This is a genomic window from Rhodanobacter ginsengisoli, assembly GCF_042657065.1.
GTDB classification, from domain to species: Bacteria; Pseudomonadota; Gammaproteobacteria; order Xanthomonadales; family Rhodanobacteraceae; genus Rhodanobacter; species Rhodanobacter ginsengisoli.
In genome coordinates this window covers 1-22627 of the sequence record NZ_JBHSNF010000006.1, presented here as the reverse complement: position 1 = coordinate 22627, position 22627 = coordinate 1, and the positions used below count along the sequence as shown (strand labels likewise).

The window sequence follows — 22627 nt, the reverse complement described above, 5'->3', positions numbered from 1 at the left end:
GGCGCGCAAGCGGATCTACTTTTCATCGCTGTCCCGGGTGGTGGGGGCATGACCGGCATGGGTCGGGTCCGGCTCGGAAGGCACGGCGTCGGACTGGCCTGCATCGGCGGCATGCCACCAGCCGCCACCGAGCGCCTGGAACAGGGCCGCGGTGTCGGCGTAGCGACTGGCCTGCGCCTGCACCAGCGCGATGCGCGCCTGCTGGTAGCCCTGCTCCGCGCTCAACAGCGACAGGTAGCCGGCGTAGCCGTCCTTGTACTGGCGCTGCGACAGATCCAGGGTCACCTTGGCCGCATCCGCGGCATGGGCGGCCGCCTGCAGGCCCTCGGCGTCATGTTGCAGGGCGGCCAGGGTGTCGGCCACGTTCTGGAATGCGGTCAGCACCGTGCCGCGATATTGCTCGGCCGCCTGCACATAGGCGGCCTTGGCGGCGCGCTCCTGATGCAGCAGGGTGCCACCCTGGAAAATCGGCGCGGCCAGATCCGCACCCACGCTCCAGAAACCGGTGCCGGACTTGAACAGCTGGTTGATCGCCAGCGCCGTGCTGCCCGCGTTCGCGCTCAAGGTGATGTTCGGCAAGCGGTTGGCGATGGCCACGCCGATCTGGGCGCTGGCCGCGTGCATGTTCGCCTCGGCCTGGCCCACGTCCGGTCGCTGCGCGACCAGCGCCGACGGCAGGCTCAGCGGCAACTGCTGCGGCAGTTGCAGGCTGGCAAGGTCGAACGTCTGTGCCTCGGCCTGGCTGGGAAACCGGCCCGCCAGCACCGCCAGCAGGTCGTCCTGCTGCGCGAGCTGGGTCAGCAGCGGCGGCAGCGTCGACTGCAGCTGGGCCAGCTGCGATTCCTGCGCGGCGAGGTCGAGCCGCCCGGCATAACCTTTCGCCAGCTGATAGCGCAGGATCTTCACCATCTTCGTGTTGATCGCGATCAGCTCACGGGTCGCCTCGATCTGCGCCCGCAGCGAGGCCTGCTGCACCGCCGCGGCCACCACGTTGGTGCTCAGCGTGATGCGCGTGGCGAGCATCTGGAAACGGACGGCCTGCTGCTGCGCCTGCAGCGACTCGACCGTGCGCCGGTTCAGGCCGAATACGTCGGCCACGTACGACACGCTGACCTGTGGCGTGAACAGGTTGTACAGAAACGCGTTGTTGCTGGGCACCGCCGCCAGCGCGCCGGGCGGATCCTGCTCGCGGCTCGCCGAAAAGCCGGCCGAAACGTTGGGATAGTAGGCGCCGCGTCCCGCTTTGGTATTTTCCCTGGCCACCGCCAGCGCAGCCTGCGCGGCCTTGAGATCGGCATTGTGGGCGAGCGCCTGCTCGATCAGCGCATTGAGCGGCGGCGAGTGGAACAGCGTCCACCAGTCGGCGGGGATGTCGCCGCCCTCGACGAACTGCTGCGCCTGCCCGCCGGCAACATCGGCACTGGCCAGCGTGGCGGGCAACGGACGGCGGGTGTAGCCGTGGACGTCCGGCGCGGACGGCTTGCTGAAATCGGGGCCTACCGCGCAGCCGGCCAGCAGCAGGAGCAACGCCGCACCGCCGCAGCGGAGCGCCGAAGGCAAGCCATCGCGAAGCCGTGACACGCCGTCGGCGCGCTGCGCTCTCCCTCCCCGGACCCTGGCAAGCACATCAACCCACGTCTCGTTCATGCCAGAGCATCTTCAGCAAGAGAAGCGACAGAGGGTAACGATATAACATTGCAATTGACAGTGACAGTCCTGCCGGAAGTCATGCCGCGGCGGGCCGGTCGGAAGCGCCGCGGCCGGCCTGGCAGCTCGATCGGCACCTCCGCTCGATCCCGTCGAAGGACGGCGAGCGCCAGGTCGCCGCCACCGTGATGGCCGGGCCCCGCGCTCGCCGATGGTGCGGATCAGTGGCCCGTGGCGTCCGCCTTCAACGGCTTCACGTACGTGTTGAACAGCTCGTCGATGCGGCGGTATTCGTCATGCCAGGAATCGGCGTGCTCGAACGCGTGGCGCTCGACCGGGTACAGCGAGATCCAGAAGTTCTTCTTGTGCAGCTCGATGAAACGCTGGTACAGGCGGATCGAATCGCTGGCCATCACGTTGTTGTCGATCAGGCCGTGCGCGATCAGCAGCGGATCCTGCAGCTGGTCGGCGTATTCGATCGGCGAGCTGGTGCGGTAGGCCTCGGGATCGAGTTGCGGGTCGTTGAGGATGTTCGAGGTGTACTCGTCGTTGTAGCTGGTCCAGTCCGACGGCGCGCGCAGCGCGGCGCCGGCGGCGAAGGCACCCGGCGCGCGCAGCAGCGCCATCTCGGTCATGAAGCCGCCGTAGCTGCCGCCGTAGATCCCGACCCGCTGCGGATCGACGCCCTGGTGCTTGACCAGCCAGGCCTTGCCGTCGAGCAGGTCCTCCAGTTCCGGGTGACCCATCTGGCGATAGATCGCGGTGCGCCACGCGCGGCCGTAGCCGGCGGAGGCGCGATAGTCCATGTCGAGTACGACATAGCCCTCCTGCAGCAGCAGGTTGTGGAACATCTGCTCGCGGAAGTAGTACGACCAGCTCTTGGTCACGTCCTGCAGGTAACCCGCACCGTGCACGAACAGCACCGCCGGATGGCTGTGCGAGGTGTCATGGTCCGCCGGCTGGTAATACTTGGCCCAGATACCGAAATGGCCGTGGCTGCTCGGAATCTTGACGAACTTCGGCTCGACCCAATGCATCGCCTTGTACTTCGCGGTGCGTGTGTCGGTGAGTTCATGCGCGGCGGAGCCATCGACATCCACCACCGCCAGTTGCGGTGGAATGTAGGACGTTGAGTAAAGCACGGCGAGCTTGCTGCCATCGGGCGACAACACGAACGGCACGCCGCACTCGGCACAGCCGAGACTCTCATAACGGGTAACGCGCTGCAGCTCGCCACCAGCAGTCGGCAGCCGGTATGCATCGTAGGAATATGGCGCCTGCTTGTTGGCGAGCAGGTAGAACCACTTGCCGTCCCGCGATACGACCGGATCGGATACCTCGTAACCGGTGCCGGTCAATGCATGCGCCTTGCCGCCTGGCGGCTTGACGTACAGCTGCGCCCAACCGCTGGCTTCGGACTCGAACCACAGGGTGCGGTTGTCGGGCAGCCAGCCAAATTCATTGAAGCTCCAGTTGATCCAGGCGCGATCGGTCAGGCGATCCTGGGTAACCAGCTTGTGGTTGGCGAAATCCACCGTGGCGATCCAGCGATCCTTGTTGTCGATCGCGCGCAGCTGGATCGCCAGCTGGCTGCCGTCGTCGCTCCATACGATGCCGCCGCCACCGCCATCCTCGCTGCTGGCCACGATGCGCACCGGGCGCAGCTTCGGAGCCTTCAGCGCCTCGGCCTGGTCGGTCTTGCCGGCCTTCTCCAGCGCGGCCACCGCCTGCTTGCGCAGCGCCGCCAGCGGGTCCTCGCCGATGCCCGGCAGCCCGTCGGTCTGCAGTGGATACGTCCGGTGGTCGCGCAGATCCAGCAGCAGCAGCGACTGCGGCGCCGGATCGTTGCGGCCGACGTAGCTGCGCGCGTCTTCCGGCTCGACATAGCCGCTGTCGGTGACGTAGTGGTTGACCAGCGGCGCCTTGCCGGCGGCATGATCCTTCGGCTTGGTGACCAGCAGCATCCAGCGGCCGTCCGGCGACAGTTCCGTATCCACCGGGGTGACCTTGTCGCCCAGCCAGAACGGCAGCGGCGCGCGCCCGGGATCGGCGGCATCCAGCGCCTTGCCCTCGTCGCGCAGCGCCTGCTCGTCGGCCTTGTCATCGCGCAGGGTCTTGAACAGCTTCAGTTGCAGCTCGCCGAGCTGGTCGGGCTTCTTCGCCTGCGGGTCGTCGGCGAATTTCAGCAGCGCCACCGGCGCGGTGACGGCGCTGGCGAGGTCGTAGCGATACCAGTCGTTGCCCGCGCGAAACTGCAGCGCGCGGCCATCGGCGGAGAACTGCGGCGAGGATTCACGCTGCGGCGTCAGCGTCACCTGGCTGCGCCGGCCCGTGGCCAGGTCCACCACGAACACGTCGCCATGCAGGATGAAGGCGGCGTGCCGGTGCGCGCGATCGAACACCGCCGGTCCGTCGGCCCGGGCCATCGCGGCGGCGTCCAGTTTCACGCTGGTGCCGCTGGCCGGGTCGACCCGGTACAGATCGCGCACCGGGCTGCCGTCGCGCTTGAGCGCGTAGTACAGGCTGCGCCCGTCCACGCTCCAGTACGGATTTTCCACCGCCTGCCCGATCCAGTCCGGATTGGCCATGATCGTTTCCAGATCGAGCGGACCCGAGGCCGCCGCAGGTGACTCGGCGGCGGCCACGGGCAGCACGGTGAAGGCAACGAGGGCGGCAAGCAGCAGTCGGCGCATGGATCTTCCCCAGGCAAAAAAACCAGCATAACCGAGCACGGCGGCGAGGCGCGCCCACCGTGCCAGAAGTCAGGGCCGCGAGCGTTTTGCGACCACGCCCCGAGCGCGCGAGCGCGCGCCTGCCGTGCGCGGGGATACGGATGCGCCGCGGTCGCGAGGGGAGATCGCGCTAAGCTTGCGTCCTGTTGATCCCGTCACGAGTACCCGCATGACCCTGCCCACCGTCGAACGCGAAACCGCCGCCCATCCCGTCTTCAGCATCATCTGGTTGCATGGCCTCGGCGCCGACGGCAACGACTTCGTGCCGATCGTGCCGGAGCTGGTGGACGGCGCATGGCCGGCGCTGCGCTTCGTGTTTCCGCATGCGCCGGTGCGGCCGGTGACGATCAACAATGGCCTGTCGATGCGCGCGTGGTACGACATCGCCGGCTTTGACACCCTGGCCCGCGAGGACATTGCCGGCATCCGCGCCTCGATCGGCGAGGTCGAAACGCTGATCGAGCGCGAACACGATCGTGGCGTGCCGAGCGAGCGGATCGTGCTGGCCGGCTTCTCGCAGGGCGGCGCGATTGCGCTGGCGGCGGGACTTCGCCATGCGCAGAAACTGGCCGGCATCGTGGCGCTGTCGACCTATCTGCCGCTGGCCGCGAAACTCGCCGACGAGCGCAGCGGCGCGAACGCGAACACGCCGATCTTCTGGGGCCACGGCACCGCCGATCCGGTGGTGGTGCTGCAGCGCGGCGTCGACTCGCGCGACCTTCTGCAATCGTTGGGTTATCCGGTCGACTGGCACAGCTACCCGATGGCTCATGCCGTTTGCGCCGACGAGATCGCCGAGCTGCGCCGCTGGTTGGGCGCGCTGCTGGGCTGAAGCGCCACGTGCGGGGGCGAGGTGCCATTGGCGTGCGCCAAAGTTAGAGTGGATTGAACGGGGCCCGCTCATCATGGGCTTCGCGTTTGTTGGTCTCAGTTGGCGTGTTTGAAGTCGTAATCGGCATCCATCAGTGCGTTCGCAAGATCCGGATCCACAGCCTCCAGTTCCTTGGCCGCCATCAGGCCGATATCAACCCATTCGCGCTTCGCCGCAGGTGGAAGATAGGGACTGCCGAGATCTTTCAGCATCCGCTCCAACTGCTCGCTGGCATGAACATAAACTCCGTAGCCGGGATTCCCGGCCATGCGTTCGCCGATTAGAGCCCGTGCCTTCCTGACCGAGTTCATGGCTTCCCCGCGCTCGATCATTGACCGCCTCCAACGGCATCGAAAGCACCGCTCTGTGCGCTCAACATCTGGGTTCCTTTGCCCTCCGTGGCAATGACCTGACCAGGAACCGACCACGTATCGTTCACTGCTGCTGCCGTGGACTTCAAGACTTCGACCTCGCTATTGGTGACATACGTTGTGGCAACCTTGTCGGCGATCTGTCCGGTTGCAGGATCCAGCCCAACTGGAGAAATCCCCAATTGCTCCGCCGGTGTCCCCGGTGGTGAGTAGTAGTTGCCCTGGGCAGCCCGAGGGGCCTGCCACTGCTCGAGCAGAGTACCCTTTGGCAAAGTGACCACCTCAACCGGCTTGTCGAAATCTATGCCTGCCAAGTGGGAGTCAACCCGTTTTGGACCATATCCCTGTTTCAGATAGAAGTCGCGCGCAAGTTGACGTTTTTGTGCAACTGACAGGGTTAGGCTGACGGGTTCCGGCCGCTTGCTCTCCACGACTCTCCGAGGGCGTGCCCTGGCAGCAACCGGACCATCCGCTGCTTCATTGCCTGGTTTGCTGATTGGCGTCTGCAACCGCGGCTCCGCCTTCAATTTCTCTTCGTTTCTCACCATCCAATCGGCGAAGCGTGAGCCCAGCTTGCCGTTGCGTACGTTGTCGGCCAGTTCGCCGATGCTGCCCCGGCCCTTGGCGAGGTAGGCGACTATGCCCATGAGCAGCAGGACGAACATCGCGACGTGGCCGCGGGCGAGGGTGGCGGCGGCGTTCTGCAGGGCGAAAGCATCGACACGGACCTGCTGCTGGGGCAATGGTGGCGACGAGGCGGCCAGCCAGGCCCGGCACAAGCCTTCGCGGTAGTTGCGGGCGATCGCGGGCATGTCGTGCACGATGTATTCCGTCAGTGCCTTCAGGCCCATCACGATCAGGATCCACTCGCCAACCTGCGCGCCTGCCGCGGCGCCGATGGCGACACCGGGAATGGCGCCGACACCCACGCCGCCGATGCCACCGGCGATGCCACCGATCAGCGCGCCACCGCCAGTGCTGGTAATCATCACGATCAGGCACTGGCGCAGCACCGCGAGGATGTTGTTGATGACCTCGCGCACATCCAGTTCGTGGAAGTCCCGCACAATCTGGTCGGTGGCGAGACCTTCGGAGCGCTCGATCGCCAGTTGCAGGCAGTCGGCGCGGGTCGCAATCAGGCGGGCTTCACCCCTGAGACTGGCTGCCTGCCGGCCGGCCCAGTCATGCAATTTGCGCCACGAGTCATCGATCCATCTTGTCACCGTCGTCCCTTCCGTGGATTCCCTGTGCCGGCTCAAGAGTAACGGATGCTTCCGGTGGGTGGGCTTGATCCGGGTCTCAAACAGCCACGCATGGGTGTGCAAGTGGATTGATCGGGTCTGCACGAACAAATCCAGCGGCCCATTGCGCAAGTTCTCGCTGATCAAAATGACGTAGAAGAAAATGGCGCAAGCGGCCATCCAGCCACACCTGGAATCCGCTCTTCGTACTCATTCGCGCATCCGCGCTTGCGGCATACTTGCCGCATGCGTGCCTTCCCGCCCAACCGCAGCCCGCGTGGCCGCGCCGAACACAGCCCGCTGCCGGACTTCTGCCAGCTGCCGGCGCTGTTCGCGCTGTTCATCGTCGGCGCGCTGACGGTGACGGTGATGTGGCTGGCGCGCGACAACCAGCGCGACTGGCCCGCCTACAGCGTCAGCATGCTGTTCGTGACGTGGCTGGCGCTGGTCGTCGCGGTCACCCTGTGCAAGCTGCGCCACCTGCTGCAGCGGCTGCCCGGCCATCTGCCGTACGTGGGCGTGTGGCTGCTGATCGTGCTGATCGTGCTGACCGCCAGCGCACTGGCACGCTGGCTGGACGGCTCGCTGCAGATGCAGCTGATCGGCAGCAGCATGATGGTGTTCGTGCGCGACAACGTGGTGATCGCGGCCCTGCTGGGCGCCGCGATGCTGCGTTACTTCTACGTGCTGGCGCAGTGGCAGGCGCGCCTCGCCGCGGTCACGCGGGCCCAGGTGGAAGCGCTGCAGGCGCGCATCCGGCCGCACTTCCTGTTCAACAGCATGAACACCGTGGCCGCGCTGATCCGGGTCGATCCGGCCGCGGCCGAGCGCACCGTCGAAGACCTCTCCGAATTGTTCCGCGCCGCGCTGGGCCAGCACGACATCGGCGACGGCACGCTGGGTGAGGAGCTGGCGCTGATCGAGCGCTACCTGGCGATCGAGCAGTTGCGCCTGGGCACGCGCCTGCGCATCCGGCGCGAGCTGGACGAGCTGCCCGCCGACTTCCCGTTGCCGCGCCTGCTGTTGCAGCCGCTGGTCGAGAACGCGGTACGCCACGGCATCCAGCCGCTGCGCGGCGGCGGCGAGGTGAGCCTGCTCGGCTGGAGGGACGGCGACGGCATCCGCATCGAGATCGTCAACCCATTGCCGACCGCGCCCGCCACGCCCGGCAACGGCCACGGGCTGGACAACGTGCGCCAGCGCGTCGCCTACCGTTATGGCCCGCTGGCGAAGGTGCAGGCCGGCGCGCAGGGCGACCGCTTCGTGGTGCTGCTGCAACTGCCCGGAGCCAAGGCGTGATGCGCGTGCTGATCGTCGACGACGAACCACTGGCACGGGCCCGCCTGGCCGCGCTGCTCGGCGAATGCGACGGCGTGGAGATCGCTGGCAGCCTCGACGATGGCGAGGCCGCCCTCGCTTCGCTCGACACGCTGCAACCGGACCTGCTGCTGCTCGACATCAACATGCCCGGCATCGACGGCGTCACGCTGGCGCGGCGGCTGGCCGGGCGCAGCCGCCCGCAGGTGATCTTCTGCACCGCCTACGAGGCGCACGCGCTGAAGGCGTTCGAGCTGGGTGCGGTCGATTACCTGCTCAAGCCGGTGCGGCTGGAACGCCTGCGCGATGCGCTGCAGCGCGCGCAACGCCGCCTCGCCGACACGCCGCTCGAGTCGGCCGCCTGGCTGCACGGCCGCCTGCGCGGCGAACAGGTGCGCATCGCGCTGGACGAAGTGCTGTGCCTGCTCGCCGAGGAAAAATACGTGGTCGTGCAGCACCGCCGCGGCGAGCTGCTGATCGAGGAATCGCTGCGCCAGCTGGAGGACGCCTACCCCGACCAGCTGATCCGCCTGCACCGCAACTGCCTGGTGCCGCCGGCCCGCCTGCTCGGCCTGAAGACCCTCGCCGACGGCCGCGTCCTGGCCCGCCTGGACGGCACCGAACTCAATCCCGAAATCAGCCGGCGCAATCTGCCGGCGGTGAGGAAACTGCTGCGACTGGGCTGACGGGTGCGGCATGCAGCATCGGCACGCGTGTCGCCGGCCCGTCCGGGATATCGCGCCGGCGCGGATTCCACTCGCTTGACGAAGGGCGACCGGAAGCCGACCATCCCGCACAGAGGCCCTGATCTGGAATCGACTCGCCGTTGGGCCAGGCAAAGCAGGAGGTTGCGCATGAGCACTCCGCCCCGGCTCGACGAGCCGTCCGCGTTCAAGGCCACTCTTCGCGAGGCGATGCATTACTGGGAACCGCGCCGCATCGTCTACAACGTGGTGCTTGCCCTGGTCGTGATCGGCTGGCTCGCCTTTACCTGGCCCCAATTTCTTCCCGCCCTCACCGTGCAGGACTTGCTGACGCTGCTTGTCCTCGCGCTGGCTGCCAACGCCTGCTATTGCTCCGCTTACCTCGCCGAGACCGCGATGCGACGCTCGCCATTTCGCACGCCGTGGCTGCACGCGCGGTGGATGCTTTGGCTGGCCGGTACGCTTTTTGCCGTCGCGCTGGCGTGGTACTGGATCGCAGACGAAATCTATCCCTACGTCGGTTAGTTCCGGGCTCAAGCAGGCGTCGCCGTCTGGCGCGGCGTGACGGCGCAGACCAATCCGCGCAGCCAAACCCACACAGGAGCACGACCGTCATGCGGCTCTACGTGATCTTCACCGGCATCATTTTCGCCGTGACTGTAATCGCTCACGTTTCCCGGATGTTCGTGGAGAATCCGGCGCTGGCCACCGATCCCTGGTACCTCGCGATCACCGGTTTCGCGGCGGCGCTGTCGGTCTGGGCGTTTCTGTTGCTTCGTCGGCCTGGATGACCGGCGCTCGTGTTCGCGCAACGCATCAAGTGTCGGCCGGCACGCCGGCGGATCGCCGGTGTACCCACCCGCCGGATGCCGGAAGCGCGTCGCACGGGCCGGATTGATGCAGTCGTCGTCACCGCAACGCAAGGAGTCAGCATGCCACTCTCCACGCTGGGTCAGATCGCACTGCCGGTCGCCGACGCCGATCGGTCCGAAGCCTTCTACGGCGAAGCGCTCGGCCTGCCGAAGCTGTTCCGCTTCGGCAGCCTGGTGTTCTTCGATTGTGCCGGCATCCGGCTGATGCTCGACGGGTCGGCGAAGACGGTGCAAGCCGCCCCCGGCGCATGCCACTACTTCCGGGTCGAGCGGATCGAACCGGCCGTGGCGGAACTGAAGGCCAGGGACGTGGTGTTCGAGGACGAAGCCCATCTCGTCGCCAGGATGCCCGATCACGAACTGTGGATGACGTTCTTCAAGGATCCGGACGGCCACCTGCTGGCGCTGATGGAGGAACGCCGCTGACGGGCAGTGACGCCGCGCGCTGGCGCATGACCGGCTCGGCCTGGACGAAGCGCCAGGCGTTCCGGTTCCGCGGCTGAGTGGGGCTCGCGCGGGCCCGCCCCCCGGCGGCGGCGGATGCGTTCGCCGCTGCCGAAACGCGCCTGCCTATTCCTTCTTGATCGCATGCCCGCCGAACTGGTTGCGCATCGAGGCCAGCAGCTTGTCGGCGAACGAGTCGGCGTCGCGCGAGCGGAAGCGCTCCATCAGCGACAGCGTGATCACCGGCGCGGACACGCCCAGCTGGATCGCCTCGTCCACGGTCCAGCGACCTTCGCCGGAATCGACCACGTAGGGCGCGATGCCTTCCAGCGTGGGGTTCTTGTTCAGCGCATCGGTGGTCAGGTCCAGCAGCCACGAGCGCACCACGCTGCCGTAGCGCCAGATCTCGCCGACCCGGGCCAGGTCGAGCGCGAATTCCTGCTTGTGCTGCAGGATCGAGAAGCCCTCGGCATAGGCCTGCATCAGGCCGTATTCGATGCCGTTGTGGACCATCTTGGTGAAGTGGCCGGAGCCGACCGGGCCGACCCGGCCCCAACCCTTGTCCTTGCCCGGCGCCAGCGTCGCGAAGATCGGCGTCAGTGCATCGACGACCTTTTCGTCGCCGCCGATCATCATGCTGTAGCCCTCGGCCAGGCCCCACACGCCGCCGCTGGTGCCGCAGTCGACGTAGTTCAGGCCCTTGCCGGCGCAGCTCGCGGCCCGGCGCAGCGAATCCTTGTAGTTCGAGTTGCCGCCGTCGATCACGGTGTCGCCCTCGTCCAGCAGCGGCATCAGCGCGTCGACGGTGTCGTCGGTGATCTTGCCCGACGGCACCATCATCCACAGCACGCGCGGGGTGGGCAGCGCCTTGACCAGCGCCGGCAGCGAATCGGCCGCCGCCCCGCCCTTGCCTTCGAGCCCGCTGCGCGCCTGCGCGTTCGGATCGAAGCCGGTCACCTTGTGGCCGCCGTTGAGCAGTCGTTCCGCCATATTGGCGCCCATCTTGCCGAGGCCGATCATGCCGAGTTGCATAGGATTTCCTTGGGTGAAGTGTGGTGGAGATATTGCGGTTGGGGACGACGGATTCCAGGCTGGCCGGTGACAGGCGGACGTGACCGCGATCAGCGCGCCAGCCAGCGATGCAGCCGCGCCAGCAGCCGCGGCGTCATCCGCGTTCGGTTGTATGCCAGGGCGGCCTGGCGGATCGCCTCGGTCTTGGTCGGGTAGGCGTGGATCACCTTGGCCAGCGTGCGCAGGCCGATGTCCGCCACCATCGCCAGGGTGATCTCGTTGATCATGTCGCCGGCGTGACGCGAGACGATGGTGGCACCGAGGATCCTGTCGCTGCCGTCGCGGATATGCACCTTGACGAAGCCGCGCTCCTCGCTGTCGGTGATCGCGCGGTCGCTCTCGTGCATCGGGATGGTGAACGTCTTCACCGGAATGCCCCGCCGGTTGGCCTCGCGCACATACATGCCGACGTGGGCGATTTCCGGGTCGGTATAGGTGCACCAGGGGATCACCAGCTTGCTCAGTTGCTCGCGCCCGCCGAGCAGCGCATTGCGCAACGCGATGCGCGCCGAATCGGCCGCGATGTCGGTGTACTTGTCCTCCAGGCAGACATCGCCGGCGGCGTAGATGCGCGGGTTGCTGCTGCACAGGTGATCGTCCACCGCGATGCCGGTGCACTCGTCGTAGTCGACCCCCGCGGCCTCCAGCTCGAGCCCCTGCACATTCGGTCGGCGGCCGACGCCGGCGAGGATCGCATCGACCCGGATCGTGCTGCGGTAGTCGGCGCTGACCAGGTCGACCAGCTTGTCGCCACCCTCCACCCGCACGCCGGTCGCCGTGGTGTTGAGGCGCACCTCGATGCCGTCGCGCGCAAACGCGTCGGCGAGGATCTGCGCCGCATCGCGCTCCTCGCGTTCGAGGAACAGCGGCCGGTCCTGCACGATGGTGACTTGCGAGCCCAGTCGCTGGAACGCCTGCGCCAGCTCGCAGCCGAGCGGGCCACCGCCGATCACCAGCAGTCGCGGCGGCAGTTCGGTGAGATCGAACACGGTGGCGTTGGTCAGGAAGCCGGCCTGCTTGAGACCGGGGATGGCGGGGAGGTCCGGGCGCGCGCCGGTCGTGATCAGCGCCTTGTCGAAACGCAGTTCCTGGCCGTTGACGCTCAGCCGGTCGGCGCCGCCGAAACGCACGTTGCCGAAGTACACGTCGACCCCGCTGGCCGCCAGCCGGCGCACCGACGAGCCGGCGGTGAGATGGCTGCGGATGCGCCGCAGCCGCGCCATCACGGCGGCGAAATCCACCCGGATGTCGCCCGGCACCTGCGCGCCGTAGCGGGCGGCGTCGCGCATCTCGGCGTACACGTTGGCGGTCCGGATCAGGGTCTTGGATGGCACGCAGCCGGTGTTGAGGCAGGTGCCGCCGATCAGGTGCCGCTCGATCAACGCCACCCTGGCGCCGAGTGCGGCCGCATCGGCGGCGGCGGCCAGCCCGGCCGGTCCGGCACCGACGATCACCAGCTGGTAGCGATCCGGGGATTCGGGATTGTTCCACGCCGCGGGGTGCACGTCGGCGATGCGCTTGCATTCGAACGCGTCCTGCGGCGTGTGCACGGTGGCGTCGAAGGTCGCGGTCATGTCGCTGCCCCTCCGTCGATCGGTGGCTCCAGCCAGCCTTCGCCGAAGCCGGCCTGGCGCAGGCCGTCGCTGAGGTAGGCGCAGCCGCGCATCAGCTGCCAGATCCACTCGCTGCGGTGGTTCTCGATCATCATCAACACGATCCCCTGATCCAGCCCGTAGTGACCGGATGACACCCACGGCTGTCCGTCGCCGTCGACCAGGGTGGCATTGAAACTGGTGGCAAGGCGGTCGTGGGTGAGCACCTGCGGGTAGCGCAGCAGGATGTTGCGGATCGCGGCCAGGGTCAGGTCCGGCGCGAACGGCAGCGAGGCCAGCACCGCCGGCGGCGACAAGGTGCCGTCATCGGGTCCGTACGGCACGCCGCGGGCGGCATAGCCGAACAGGCGCCGGTGCTCGTTCTGCAGATCCGGCCGCTCGTCGCTGGGCCCGTCGCAGGCCGACAGGCCCCAGCAGTTTTCGTCGTAGCCGACGAACTCGTGCGGATTGAGCGCGGTGTACTTGCGCTGCACGAAGACCGCGCAGCGGCTGTTCTCGAAATAATCCGAACGCTTCTCGCGCATGAAACGGTCGCGGATGCCGCGGAAGTCGATCCACGCGTGCGAGAACTGATGCTCGAACAGCGGGCCGGCAAACAGGAAATCGTTGTCGTACAGGTTTTCCCACTGGTAGGTGGCGGTCCACGCGGGATAGCAGTCGGCGGAGATCGGGTGGGTGGGCGAACCCAGCGCCAGCGCGTACAGCACGATCGCTTCGCTGTAGCCCTCCCAGCCGTAGTGCAGGAAGCCGGAATCGGGCTTCCAGCCCTGGCGGATGGTGCCGCCGCCATCCTGCGACCAGCACCAGTCGACCCGCCGGTACAGCAGGTCGGCGAGTTCGCGCAGCTCGGTTTCCGCGGCATTGTCGGCGCCGAAATAGGTGGCCGCGGTCAGCACCCCGGCGAGCAGCAGCGCGCTGTCGATCATCGACAGTTCGGAGCGCCACACCCGCGCCCCGGTGTGGATGTCCAGGAAGTGGTAGTAGAAGCCCTTGTAGCCGGTGGCCGTGGGGCTGCCGCTCTGGTCGCTGTCGCGGAAGAAGCGCAGCGCCAGCAGGCTGCGCCGCACCGCCTCGGCGCGCTCCATCCAGCCCCGCTCGACCGCCACCGGATAGGCCGACAGCGCAAACCCCACCACCGCGATGCTCACCGGCGAATTCGCGCGCGAGGTATCCGGCACCAGGCCGTTGGCGGGATTCATGTGCTCCACGAAGTAGCCGAACGCCGCGCGCTGCAGGCGCTCGAGCAGGACGTCATCCGGCAGTGTGGAGAGCTGAGACATCGAGGCATCCAGCAGTGCGTGGCAGGGATCGGGTACGGCACGGGCGACCCGGAGGCACCGGCATGACGCAACTTTTTGCGCCGAACCTCTGCCCGGGCTCAGACAGCGGCGGTCGGCATTCGTGCGCTCGAGCTGCCCCGAAGGTCGTCGGACAGTGTGCCGCGACGAATGCATGAGACTCGTGTAGAGCGTTGCCCGGCGCCGCCGACGCGCGGTCCTTTCACGTGCATTACCCCATCGCGGCCGTACGCTGGGGCGAGATTCCGGCCTGTCCGCTGCCGGACGCCTGCAGGAGTGCGCCCTCCATGACATCCCATCCATCGACACCACGCCCCACCGCCGGACAGATGCAACTGCTGTCCAACGGGAGCTTCACCACCATGCTGGATACCCGCGGGGCCGGGTTCAGCCGATGGCAGGGCATGGCGGTGACGCGCTGGCGCGAGGATCCGACCCGCGATCCGTGGGGCGGTTTCCTGCTGTTGCGCGACGAGGCCAGCGGCGAGGTGTGGTCGCCCACGCAGCAGCCGATGGGCACGTCCCTGCCGGATGACGCGATGGATTTCAGTCCCGGCAGGGCCCGTTTCCAGCGCCGCCACGCCAGCGTGCACAGCGTGCTGGAGGTCGCCGTGGCACACGACGCCGACATCGAACTGCGCCGGCTCAGCCTCAGCAATCACGGCGATCGCACCCGCACGTTCTCGCTGACCTCGTATGCCGAACTGGTGCTGGGCCCGCGTGGCGACGACGATGCACACCCGGCGTTTTCCAAGATGTTCGTGCAGACCGAATGGGACGCCGCGAACCGCATGCTGCTGGCCACCCGGCGACGACGCAGCAACAGCCAGGCAGAAATCTGGGCCGCCCAGGCGTTGCAGCTCGAAGGTGCGCCGGCGGACGCCGAGGCGCCGACGCATGAAACCGATCGCGCCCGCTTCCTCGGTCGCGGCCACACGCTGCACGACGCGCTGGCGATGCAGGCCGGCGCGGCGCTGTCCAACACCACCGGCTGTGTGCTCGATCCGGTGTTCAGCCTGCGCCAGCACTTCACGCTGGCCCCCGGCGCCAGCGTCCGCCTGCTGCTGTGGACGCGGCTGGCCGATACGCGTGCCGGTGCGACGGCACTGACGACGCAGCTGCAGGACCCCGATGCCGGCGAACGGCTGCTTGTCGACGCGGCACGGCATGCCGACGCCGACCTGCGGCAGCTCGGCAGCTCGCCCGACCAGGCGTCGCGCTTCGGTGAGTGGATGACGGCACTGTTGCGCAGCGACCCGGGCCGGCGCGCCACCCCGGCGCAGCGCGCGCGTGGTCACGGTGGCCCGCCGACCCTGTGGGGTGCGGGCATATCCGGCGACCGCCCGATCGCCCTGCTGTGCGTGCAAGACCATGCCGCGCTGGCACAGGTGAACCAGCTGCTGCTGGCCCAGCACTGGTGGCGCAGCCAGCAGCTGGCGATCGACGTGGTCCTGCTCAACATGCTCGCCGGCGCCGCGGGTGATGAGCTGCAGCAGGTACTCGATCCGCGGGTGAGCACCCAACAACAATGGCTGAAGCACGATGACGGCGCGCCGAAGGCGGAACTGTTCTGCCTGCGCGACGATGGCATCGGCGCGGACCTGCGCGACGGCCTGCTCACGGTGGCGCGGCTGGTGCTGGGCGCTGACGTTGGCGAGCCGAGCGGCGCCCCCGCGCCGGCCACGGCGGCGCCGGACGCGATCCGCGCCAGCCTCCCGGTCGGCGCCAGGTTCCCGGCCGCCGGTACGCTGGAGTTCGCCAACGGCCACGGCGGCTTCATCGACGACGGACGTGCCTACCGGATCGAGCTGGACGGCGCGAAGCCACTGCCCGCGCCGTGGGTCAACGTGATCGCCAATCCGGATTTCGGCTTCATCGTGTCGGCCGAGGGCGGCGGCTACGCCTGGTCGCAGAACAGCCAGAAGAACCCTTTGACGCCGTGGCCGAATGATCCGGTCAGCGACACCCCGCATGACCTGATCTATCTGCGTGACGAGGACAACGGCGGCTTGTGGAGCGCCACCGCCGCGCCGATCCGCGTCGCCGAGGCGCGCTACGGGGTGACCCACGGCAAGGGCTGGAGCCGGTTCGAGACCGATGCGCATGGCATCGAACTGGAGCTGACCCAGTGCGTGCCGACCGCCGACACGCTGAAGCTGTCGCGCCTGAGCCTGTGCAATCGCTCGCACCGCACCCGGCGCCTGTCGGTCACCGGTTATGTGGAATGGGCGCTGGGCGCGAACGGCAGCACGCCGGCGCCGTTCGTGCTCACCTCGCGCGACGAGCACAGCGGCGCGTTGTTCGCGCGCAACCGCTGGCGCGCGGATTTCGACGGGCGCGTGGCGTTCTTCGACCTGGCCGGCGCGCAGCATTCGCTCAGCGGCGATCGCGCCGAACTGCTCGGCCCGCTGGGCAGCGTGGCGCAGCCGGCGGCGCTGCTGGACAACACCCCGTTGTCCGGTCGGCTGGGCATCGGACTGGATCCGTGCGCGGCACTGCAGACCCGCATCGAACTGCCGCCGCAGACCCGGATCGAGCTGGTCTTCCTGCTTGGCGATGCCGACGACGAAACCGCCGCGCAGGCACTGATCGAAAAATACCGTGCCACCGAGGTCGAGCACGTGCTCGCCGAGGTCGCGACGCAATGGAACGAGCTGCTGGATACGGTGCAGGTGCGCACGCCCGATCGGTCGATGGACATCCTGCTCAACGACTGGCTGCTGTACCAGGTCACCGCCTGCAGGCTGTGGGCGCGCACGGCCTATTACCAGGCCAGCGGCGCCTACGGTTTTCGCGACCAGCTGCAGGACGTGATGGCGCTGTGCGTGAGCCGGCCCGATCTTGCCCGCGCGCACCTGCTGCGCGCGGGCGGTCGCCAGTTTGCCGAAGGCGACGTGCAGCACTGGTGGTTGCCGCCCGGTGGCCAGGGCATCCGCACCCGCATCCGCGACGACCGCGTGTGGCTCCCCTACGTGGCGATGCACTACGTCAACGTCAGCGGCGATCAGGCGGTGCTGGACGAGCCGCTGCCGTTCCTGCACGGCCCGGCGATTGCCGACGGTGCGGTCGACGCGTTCTTCCAGCCCGAGCGCTCGGACGAGGTGGCGTCGCTGTACGAACACGCCGCACGGGCGATCGATTCCAGCCTGGAGCGCGGCGAGCATGGCCTGCCGTTGATCGGCACCGGCGACTGGAACGACGGCATGAACGCGGTCGGCGCCGGCGGTCGGGGCGAAAGCAGCTGGCTGGGCTGGTTCCTGATCTGCGCCATCGATGCGTTCGCGCCGGTGGCCGAACAGCGCGGCGACACCGCACGCGCCGCGACATGGCGCGACCACGCGCTGGACCTTCGCCATGCGCTGGAACAAGCCTGGGATGGCGAGTGGTATCGCCGCGGCTATTACGACGACGGCACCCCGCTCGGTTCGCAGCAAAGCACGCAGTGCCGGATCGACACCATCGCGCAATCGTGGAGCGTCATCGCCGGCGCCACCCCTCGCCAGCACGCGGCCACGGCGATGGCCTCGGTTGATCGCCTGCTGGTCGATCACGAGCATGGGCTGGCCCGCCTGTTCACCCCGCCGTTCGACCAGGACGGTGCCGAGAACCCCGGCTACATCAAGGGCTATCCGCCCGGCGTGCGCGAGAACGGCGGCCAGTACACGCACGGCGCGATCTGGTCGATCTTCGCCTGGGCCGGGCTCGGCGACGGCGAGCGCGCGGGCGGCCTGTTCGACCTGCTCAACCCGATCCATCACAGCGACAGTGCAGAGGCGATCGCGCGCTACAAGGTGGAGCCCTACGTGGTCAGCGCGGACGTCTATTCGGTGGCGCCGCATGTCGGTCGCGGCGGCTGGACCTGGTACACCGGCTCCGCCGCCTGGCTGTACCGCGCGGGACTGGAAGCCGTGCTGGGCTTCCAGCTGCAGGGCGACCGGCTGCGCATCGCGCCATGCATCCCGAGCAGCTGGCCCGGCTTTGAACTGATCTATCGGCATCGCGGCGGCCAGCACGGCAGCCGCTACGAGATCAGCGTGGAAAATCCGGAGCGGGTTTGCGCCGGCGTGGCCGCCGTGGAAATGGACGGCCAGACGCTCGATCCCGGTGCCGCGATCGTACTGGCCGACGACGGCCAGACCCACCGGCTGCGCATCGTGCTTGGCTGACGCTGAACCTGTGGGAGCGGCTTCAGTCGCGATGCTCTTGGCGTCGAGCTGGTCAAGCGCGAAAGCATCGCGACTGAAGTCGCTCCTGCAGCAAGGCGTGTTACCTAGGTTCGTCGGGTACGCGACGCCCCCAGCTTGCGGGTCAGCGTGTTGCGTCCCACGCCCAGCGCCTGCGCCGCATGCTGGCGGTGCCCTTCGCTGGCCTGCAGCGCGGCCAGCAGCAGGGTCTGGTCGAGCGCATCGCGGGCCCGCGCGTGGATGTCCGCCTCGCCGCCCGCCAGCGCCGCCACCGCCCACTCGCGCAGGGCATCGGTCCATTCGCCACTGGCCGGTGCGCCGGCGTGGCCGCCGAGGTCGGCCGGCAGGATCTCGCTGCCCGGCGCGATCACCGCCAGCCGGCGGCAGAGGTTTTCCAGCTCGCGCACGTTGCCGGGGAAATCGCGCTGCGCAATCAGCTTCAGCGTGGCCCGCGCGAAACGCTTCGGGGGTAGCTTCAGCTCCTGCGCGCTGGCCGCCAGGAAGTGCTGCGCCAGCAGCGGAATGTCGCTGCGCCGGCTGCGCAGCGATGGCAACTCGATCCGCACCACGTCGAGCCGATGCATCAGGTCGGCGCGGAACTGGCCGGCCGCGACACGGGCGGCGAGATCCTGATGGGTGGCTGCCACGATGCGCACGTTGCCGCGGATCAGCTCGCGCCCGCCGACGCGATAGAACTCGCCCCCGGCCAGCACGCGCAGCAGGCGGGTCTGCAGCACCAGCGGCATGTCGCCGATCTCGTCGAGAAACAGCGTGCCGCCTTCGGCCTGCTCGAATCGCCCGGCCACGCGCCGGGTGGCGCCGGTGAACGCGCCGGCCTCGTGCCCGAACAGCTCGCTTTCCAGCAGCTCGCTGGGAATCGCGGCCGTGTTCAGGGCCACGAATGGCTTGTCCCGACGCGCGCTTTCCTCGTGCAGCGCGCGCGCCACCAGCTCCTTGCCGGTGCCGGTTTCGCCGGTGACCAGCACGTTGAGATCGCTGGCGGCGACGCGGCCGATCAGGCGGAACACCTCGCGCATCGGCGCGCTCTCGCCGAGCAGTGCATGGCCCGGCGCGACGCCGCTGCCGGCGGGGGCGGTCGGCGACGCCACGCTGGCCAGCGCGCGTTGCACCACTTCCACCGCGTGGTCGAGGTCGAACGGTTTGGCCAGATAGTCCACTGCGCCGGCACGATACGCCGCCGCAGTGGTTGCCACATCGGTGTAGGCGCTCATCACGATCACCGGACCGATGCCTTGCGCGTTCAGTTCGTTGAGCAGGCTCAGGCCGTCCTCGCCCGGCATGCGTACATCGGTCAGCCACACGCCGGGGCGCGCATCGCGCAGGGCCGCGCGCGCCGCCGCGACGTCGCCGAACTCGCGCACCGCCAGCCCCGCGTCGCGCAGCGCCTCGGCCAGCACGAAGCGCACGCCGCGATCGTCGTCGACGATCCAGATTTCCTCGCTCATGGTTTCGCCCACCTCGAATGCAATTCAGTCATGCCCGCGCTCCAGCGGCAGATACAGCGAAAACACCGTCTCGCCGGGCCGGCTCGCAAAGCGCAATTCGCCGCCATGTTCGTGGGCGATCTCGCGCGACAGCGCCAGGCCCAGGCCGTTGCCGTCGGCCCGGCCCGAGACCAGCGGCTGGAACAGCGTGTCGCGCAGCGCGGCCGGCACGCCCGGACCGTCGTCGAGCACGTCCACCCGCAGCGCCATGCGCAGCATCCGCTCGCCCAGCCGCAGGCCGTGTTCCACCCGCGTGCGCAAAGTCAGCGTGTGCGCACCGGCCTCGAGGGCATTGCGGGCCAGGTTCAGCAGCACCTGCTGCAGCCGGTCCGCATCGCCGTGCAGATCGGGCACGCTGGGGTCGTAGTCGTGGCGCAACTGCGGCGGCTGCGGCTCGGCCTGCAGCAGGTCCGCCAGCCGTTCCAGCAGATGATGGATGTTCACCGGCCCGAGCTGCGCCGCGCCGTCGTTGTGCAGCAGCCGGTTGGCCAGCGCGCCGAGCCGATCCGCCTCGTCGATGATCAGCCCGGCCAGCGCGCGCAGATCCTCGGTATCGACCCGCCGCTGCAGCAGCTGTGCCGCGCCGCGCAGGCCCGCCAGCGGATTCTTCACCTCGTGCGCGAAGCCGCGCAGCGTGGCCGACAACGGCGAACTGAGCGACAGCGGCTCGGCCAGCACATGCACCTCCAGCAGCAGGCCGTCCTCGAACGGCTGCAGCGCGATGTCCGCGATGATCTCGCCGCCGCCCGCCGCCAGCAGCGCCACCCCGCGCCACTGCAGCGGACGCTGCTCGCGCAGCACCCGCGCCGCCTGGGCGAGCCCTTCCGCCACCCCGTCCGGATCAGCCAGCAGCCCGCCAAACGGTTGCCCGACCGCACTGCGCCGGCCCAGCCCCAGCGCCTCGGCCAGCGCCGGATTGATCCAGCACAGGCGCAACTCCGCATCGACCAGGGCGATCCCCGTCGTCATCTGCTCCGCCCACCCGTGCCACGCCATCGCATTCATTGCACCATGATGGGCAATGCCATGCTTTGGTGCAAATGCCGCGGCGGCTGGGATTGGGACTGAAAACCAGGTGTTGTGCGAGATACCAAAGTTCGGGCATCTTGCTCGAGCTTCGGTCTCCAACCGAGAGCTCCAACCTGGGTCCCCGCTCGGGACAAGCAAGAGCCCCGGCCGGGACGGTCTGCGCCCAGTAGGTGTTCACCAAAGCGCAGGAACTATCGCGTCTGCTTGGATGAGTTGTTAGCTGCTGACGACATTTTCGAAGACTGCAGTCGCCCGATTGGCAGGATCATAGCGTTGGTGGTACTGGATGAGTTCGCACTCGAGCATGGGCTCATCAGGATTGGCGCCGGCCAACAGGTACTGCTCGGCGGCCACCGCGAGCATCTGTTCGGGGTCAAAGTGTTCGTAGTACCCGGGGTCGTAAAGTGAGCCGCTCGGATTGCGGCGGCGCACATAGATAAAGGGTGCGGGAGCAAGGCTCAATGCGTCCAGAACGGTACCGAGGAGAATGCTGTCAAGGAGCTTGGGCCCAAGCGATGGGCGCTGTATGGCAGCGCTTAGAGCAGGGAGATCCAAGATTTCCGGGTAGGGCCTCGCTCCAAAACGAATAAAATCATCCGCGTGCACTACCTGCCACCCAAGCTTCGCGCCGAGCCGATCTGTGAGGCGGGACTTGCCGGCGTACTTGAGCCCATCGATGCCAATGACCGGTAGATCAGCGCACGCTTCCAACAAGGAAGCTAGCTCATCTTCGTTCCAGACGATCAGTGGTTTCCCCATAGCAGCTAACGCTTATGTCTTGAACGAATAGTTAGGCCTGTGCGAATGCGTGCACTTGGCCCAGATACCTACCGGGGCTCAGGGAGCAACGGAGAAGTGGAATCTTGGTAGGTGAGGTAAGCCTGCCAGACCTCATGGGTGCGTTGTTGCGTGAGGCGGAGCATGCACTCGGAGTTTGCAATTGTTCGATACGTGCCCTGGACCCAAAATTCAAAAACGTCTCCGCACTCGAGGTCGCGATAGTGCGCCCACGCTGCTTGTGAGGCTCTGAGGTTTGGTTTAGAACCGAAGTCCTTGTCAATCCTTGCTTGTGCCGCGGTTAGGTACTTGGCGAGCAGGGCGTTTGCCTCATCGAGCTTCTTCTCCATACATGCTTGAATTTCCGGCGTATTGCCATCGCATTGCTGGGACGAGGCTTGTGCCAAGCCCGTGGAGCACAAAACCACAAGAATCAAGGGAGTAATTCGTGGCACACGCATGTGAATTTCCATCGGCCTAACGCTGGAATTAAGCGGCGGCGAAGCCGTCCGCCTTGAACGAAATGTTAGGCGTCATTTAGCTCCGACCTCTCTTTGAGGCAACGAGCAGGCGCCATGCCGTGTATATAAGAGCTGCTCCGATAGTAAGTGGAACAAAGCATAGAGCGACTACCAATGCTGGATGCGCTATACGTGACCATTGAGCATCAAACGCGAGTCCAATGCCGCAGCAGACAAATAGCACGCCAGCTGCGCCCGCCATCCGTGAAACCAAGAGATGAGTTTCGGTAGGTGCCTCTCTGTTGAGAGACGAAAGAACCCTTGATATGACGTTCTTCATTTTTGCCTAACGCTGGAATTAAGCGGCGGCGGAGCCGGAGAGTTCCTACGCAAAAGTGGACACCGGTTGGTTAGCCGCACTGGCTTCGAACTCGACGGGAGAACGATAACCCAAGGCGGAGTGTAAGCGCTTGTTGTTGTAGAAATCGAT

General features: G+C 67.4%; 18 protein-coding genes. 7 read left to right on the top strand and 11 right to left on the bottom strand.

What is annotated here, in order from left to right; all coding sequences use genetic code 11:
- Window positions 1–15: 15 nt before the first annotated feature.
- Together ACFPPA_RS18590 and ACFPPA_RS18585 are read right to left on the bottom strand one after the other, a co-directional pair.
- On the bottom strand, window positions 16–1647 hold the full coding sequence (locus ACFPPA_RS18590; protein ID WP_377322672.1) for an efflux transporter outer membrane subunit: 1632 nt from the start codon (window positions 1645–1647) through the stop codon (window positions 16–18).
- Between the two features lie 221 nt (window positions 1648–1868).
- Complete coding sequence (locus ACFPPA_RS18585; protein WP_377322670.1) at window positions 1869–4340, bottom strand: S9 family peptidase; 2472 nt, start codon at window positions 4338–4340, stop codon at window positions 1869–1871.
- 208 nt (window positions 4341–4548) lie between these two features.
- On the opposite strand from ACFPPA_RS18585, the gene ACFPPA_RS18580 reads away from it, so the two are divergent.
- Complete coding sequence (locus tag ACFPPA_RS18580) at window positions 4549–5211, top strand: alpha/beta hydrolase (RefSeq protein ID WP_377322668.1); 663 nt, start codon at window positions 4549–4551, stop codon at window positions 5209–5211.
- A 95-nt stretch (window positions 5212–5306) separates the two neighbouring features.
- Here the strand turns inward: ACFPPA_RS18580 and ACFPPA_RS18575 are convergent, their stop codons facing one another.
- Together ACFPPA_RS18575 and ACFPPA_RS18570 are read right to left on the bottom strand one after the other, a co-directional pair.
- Window positions 5307–5582, bottom strand: coding sequence for an immunity protein Tsi6 family protein (locus ACFPPA_RS18575; RefSeq protein ID WP_377322666.1), 276 nt, complete (start codon window positions 5580–5582; stop codon window positions 5307–5309).
- The gene (locus ACFPPA_RS18570) at window positions 5579–7042 is read right to left on the bottom strand and encodes a DUF6861 domain-containing protein (protein WP_377322664.1); all 1464 of its coding nucleotides are present in this window, start codon (window positions 7040–7042) and stop codon (window positions 5579–5581) included. The genes ACFPPA_RS18575 and ACFPPA_RS18570 overlap by 4 nt, the downstream gene beginning before the upstream one ends.
- Window positions 7043–7108: 66 nt before the next feature.
- Between ACFPPA_RS18570 and ACFPPA_RS18565 the strand changes: the two genes are divergently transcribed.
- From ACFPPA_RS18565 to ACFPPA_RS18545, 5 genes are all read left to right on the top strand, one after another.
- The gene (locus ACFPPA_RS18565) at window positions 7109–8161 is read left to right on the top strand and encodes a sensor histidine kinase (protein ID WP_377322662.1); all 1053 of its coding nucleotides are present in this window, start codon (window positions 7109–7111) and stop codon (window positions 8159–8161) included.
- Window positions 8161–8865, top strand: a complete 705-nt coding sequence (locus ACFPPA_RS18560; protein ID WP_377322817.1) for a LytR/AlgR family response regulator transcription factor — start codon at window positions 8161–8163, stop codon at window positions 8863–8865. The genes ACFPPA_RS18565 and ACFPPA_RS18560 overlap by 1 nt, the downstream gene beginning before the upstream one ends.
- 168 nt (window positions 8866–9033) lie before the next feature.
- On the top strand, window positions 9034–9408 hold the full coding sequence (locus tag ACFPPA_RS18555) for a hypothetical protein (RefSeq protein ID WP_377322660.1): 375 nt from the start codon (window positions 9034–9036) through the stop codon (window positions 9406–9408).
- Between the two features lie 89 nt (window positions 9409–9497).
- Window positions 9498–9674, top strand: a complete 177-nt coding sequence (locus ACFPPA_RS18550) for a hypothetical protein (RefSeq protein WP_377322658.1) — start codon at window positions 9498–9500, stop codon at window positions 9672–9674.
- A 9-nt stretch (window positions 9675–9683) separates the two neighbouring features.
- Window positions 9684–10181, top strand: a complete 498-nt coding sequence (locus ACFPPA_RS18545; protein WP_377322656.1) for a VOC family protein — start codon at window positions 9684–9686, stop codon at window positions 10179–10181.
- A 144-nt stretch (window positions 10182–10325) separates the two neighbouring features.
- Here the strand turns inward: ACFPPA_RS18545 and gnd are convergent, their stop codons facing one another.
- The 3 genes from gnd to ACFPPA_RS18530 form a co-directional block, all read right to left on the bottom strand.
- Complete coding sequence (gene gnd / locus ACFPPA_RS18540) at window positions 10326–11231, bottom strand: phosphogluconate dehydrogenase (NAD(+)-dependent, decarboxylating) (protein ID WP_377322654.1); 906 nt, start codon at window positions 11229–11231, stop codon at window positions 10326–10328.
- An 89-nt stretch (window positions 11232–11320) separates the two neighbouring features.
- Window positions 11321–12844, bottom strand: a complete 1524-nt coding sequence (locus ACFPPA_RS18535; protein WP_377322652.1) for a mercuric reductase — start codon at window positions 12842–12844, stop codon at window positions 11321–11323.
- Window positions 12841–14163, bottom strand: coding sequence for a glucoamylase family protein (locus tag ACFPPA_RS18530; RefSeq protein ID WP_377322650.1), 1323 nt, complete (start codon window positions 14161–14163; stop codon window positions 12841–12843). The genes ACFPPA_RS18535 and ACFPPA_RS18530 overlap by 4 nt, the downstream gene beginning before the upstream one ends.
- A gap of 305 nt (window positions 14164–14468) precedes the next feature.
- On the opposite strand from ACFPPA_RS18530, the gene ACFPPA_RS18525 reads away from it, so the two are divergent.
- On the top strand, window positions 14469–18347 hold the full coding sequence (locus ACFPPA_RS18525; RefSeq protein WP_377322648.1) for a GH36-type glycosyl hydrolase domain-containing protein: 3879 nt from the start codon (window positions 14469–14471) through the stop codon (window positions 18345–18347).
- Between the two features lie 104 nt (window positions 18348–18451).
- Here ACFPPA_RS18525 and ntrC read toward each other — a convergent pair whose 3' ends face one another.
- The 4 genes from ntrC to ACFPPA_RS18505 form a co-directional block, all read right to left on the bottom strand.
- A complete protein-coding gene (gene ntrC / locus ACFPPA_RS18520) occupies window positions 18452–19831 on the bottom strand; it encodes a nitrogen regulation protein NR(I) (RefSeq protein ID WP_377322646.1) in 1380 nt (459 codons plus the stop codon).
- A gap of 24 nt (window positions 19832–19855) precedes the next feature.
- Complete coding sequence (locus ACFPPA_RS18515; RefSeq protein ID WP_377322644.1) at window positions 19856–20875, bottom strand: two-component system sensor histidine kinase NtrB; 1020 nt, start codon at window positions 20873–20875, stop codon at window positions 19856–19858.
- Between the two features lie 240 nt (window positions 20876–21115).
- Complete coding sequence (locus tag ACFPPA_RS18510) at window positions 21116–21658, bottom strand: hypothetical protein (protein WP_377322642.1); 543 nt, start codon at window positions 21656–21658, stop codon at window positions 21116–21118.
- Window positions 21659–21726: 68 nt separating this feature from the next.
- On the bottom strand, window positions 21727–22137 hold the full coding sequence (locus ACFPPA_RS18505) for a lysozyme inhibitor LprI family protein (RefSeq protein WP_377322640.1): 411 nt from the start codon (window positions 22135–22137) through the stop codon (window positions 21727–21729).
- Window positions 22138–22627: the final 490 nt, after the last annotated feature.

Coding starts and splice junctions, on each gene's coding strand:
- ACFPPA_RS18580 (WP_377322668.1), top strand. CDS start 4,549: ATGACCCTGCCCACCGTCGAACGCGAAACCGCCGCCCATCCCGTCTTC.
- ACFPPA_RS18530 (WP_377322650.1), bottom strand. CDS start 14,163: ATGTCTCAGCTCTCCACACTGCCGGATGACGTCCTGCTCGAGCGCCTG.
- ACFPPA_RS18555 (WP_377322660.1), top strand. CDS start 9,034: ATGAGCACTCCGCCCCGGCTCGACGAGCCGTCCGCGTTCAAGGCCACT.
- ACFPPA_RS18515 (WP_377322644.1), bottom strand. CDS start 20,875: ATGAATGCGATGGCGTGGCACGGGTGGGCGGAGCAGATGACGACGGGG.
- ACFPPA_RS18565 (WP_377322662.1), top strand. CDS start 7,109: ATGCGTGCCTTCCCGCCCAACCGCAGCCCGCGTGGCCGCGCCGAACAC.
- ACFPPA_RS18505 (WP_377322640.1), bottom strand. CDS start 22,137: ATGCGTGTGCCACGAATTACTCCCTTGATTCTTGTGGTTTTGTGCTCC.
- ACFPPA_RS18525 (WP_377322648.1), top strand. CDS start 14,469: ATGACATCCCATCCATCGACACCACGCCCCACCGCCGGACAGATGCAA.
- ACFPPA_RS18560 (WP_377322817.1), top strand. CDS start 8,161: ATGCGCGTGCTGATCGTCGACGACGAACCACTGGCACGGGCCCGCCTG.
- ACFPPA_RS18575 (WP_377322666.1), bottom strand. CDS start 5,582: ATGATCGAGCGCGGGGAAGCCATGAACTCGGTCAGGAAGGCACGGGCT.
- ACFPPA_RS18570 (WP_377322664.1), bottom strand. CDS start 7,042: ATGGCCGCTTGCGCCATTTTCTTCTACGTCATTTTGATCAGCGAGAAC.
- gnd (WP_377322654.1), bottom strand. CDS start 11,231: ATGCAACTCGGCATGATCGGCCTCGGCAAGATGGGCGCCAATATGGCG.
- ACFPPA_RS18510 (WP_377322642.1), bottom strand. CDS start 21,658: ATGGGGAAACCACTGATCGTCTGGAACGAAGATGAGCTAGCTTCCTTG.
- ACFPPA_RS18585 (WP_377322670.1), bottom strand. CDS start 4,340: ATGCGCCGACTGCTGCTTGCCGCCCTCGTTGCCTTCACCGTGCTGCCC.
- ACFPPA_RS18535 (WP_377322652.1), bottom strand. CDS start 12,844: ATGACCGCGACCTTCGACGCCACCGTGCACACGCCGCAGGACGCGTTC.
- ntrC (WP_377322646.1), bottom strand. CDS start 19,831: ATGAGCGAGGAAATCTGGATCGTCGACGACGATCGCGGCGTGCGCTTC.
- ACFPPA_RS18590 (WP_377322672.1), bottom strand. CDS start 1,647: ATGAACGAGACGTGGGTTGATGTGCTTGCCAGGGTCCGGGGAGGGAGA.
- ACFPPA_RS18550 (WP_377322658.1), top strand. CDS start 9,498: ATGCGGCTCTACGTGATCTTCACCGGCATCATTTTCGCCGTGACTGTA.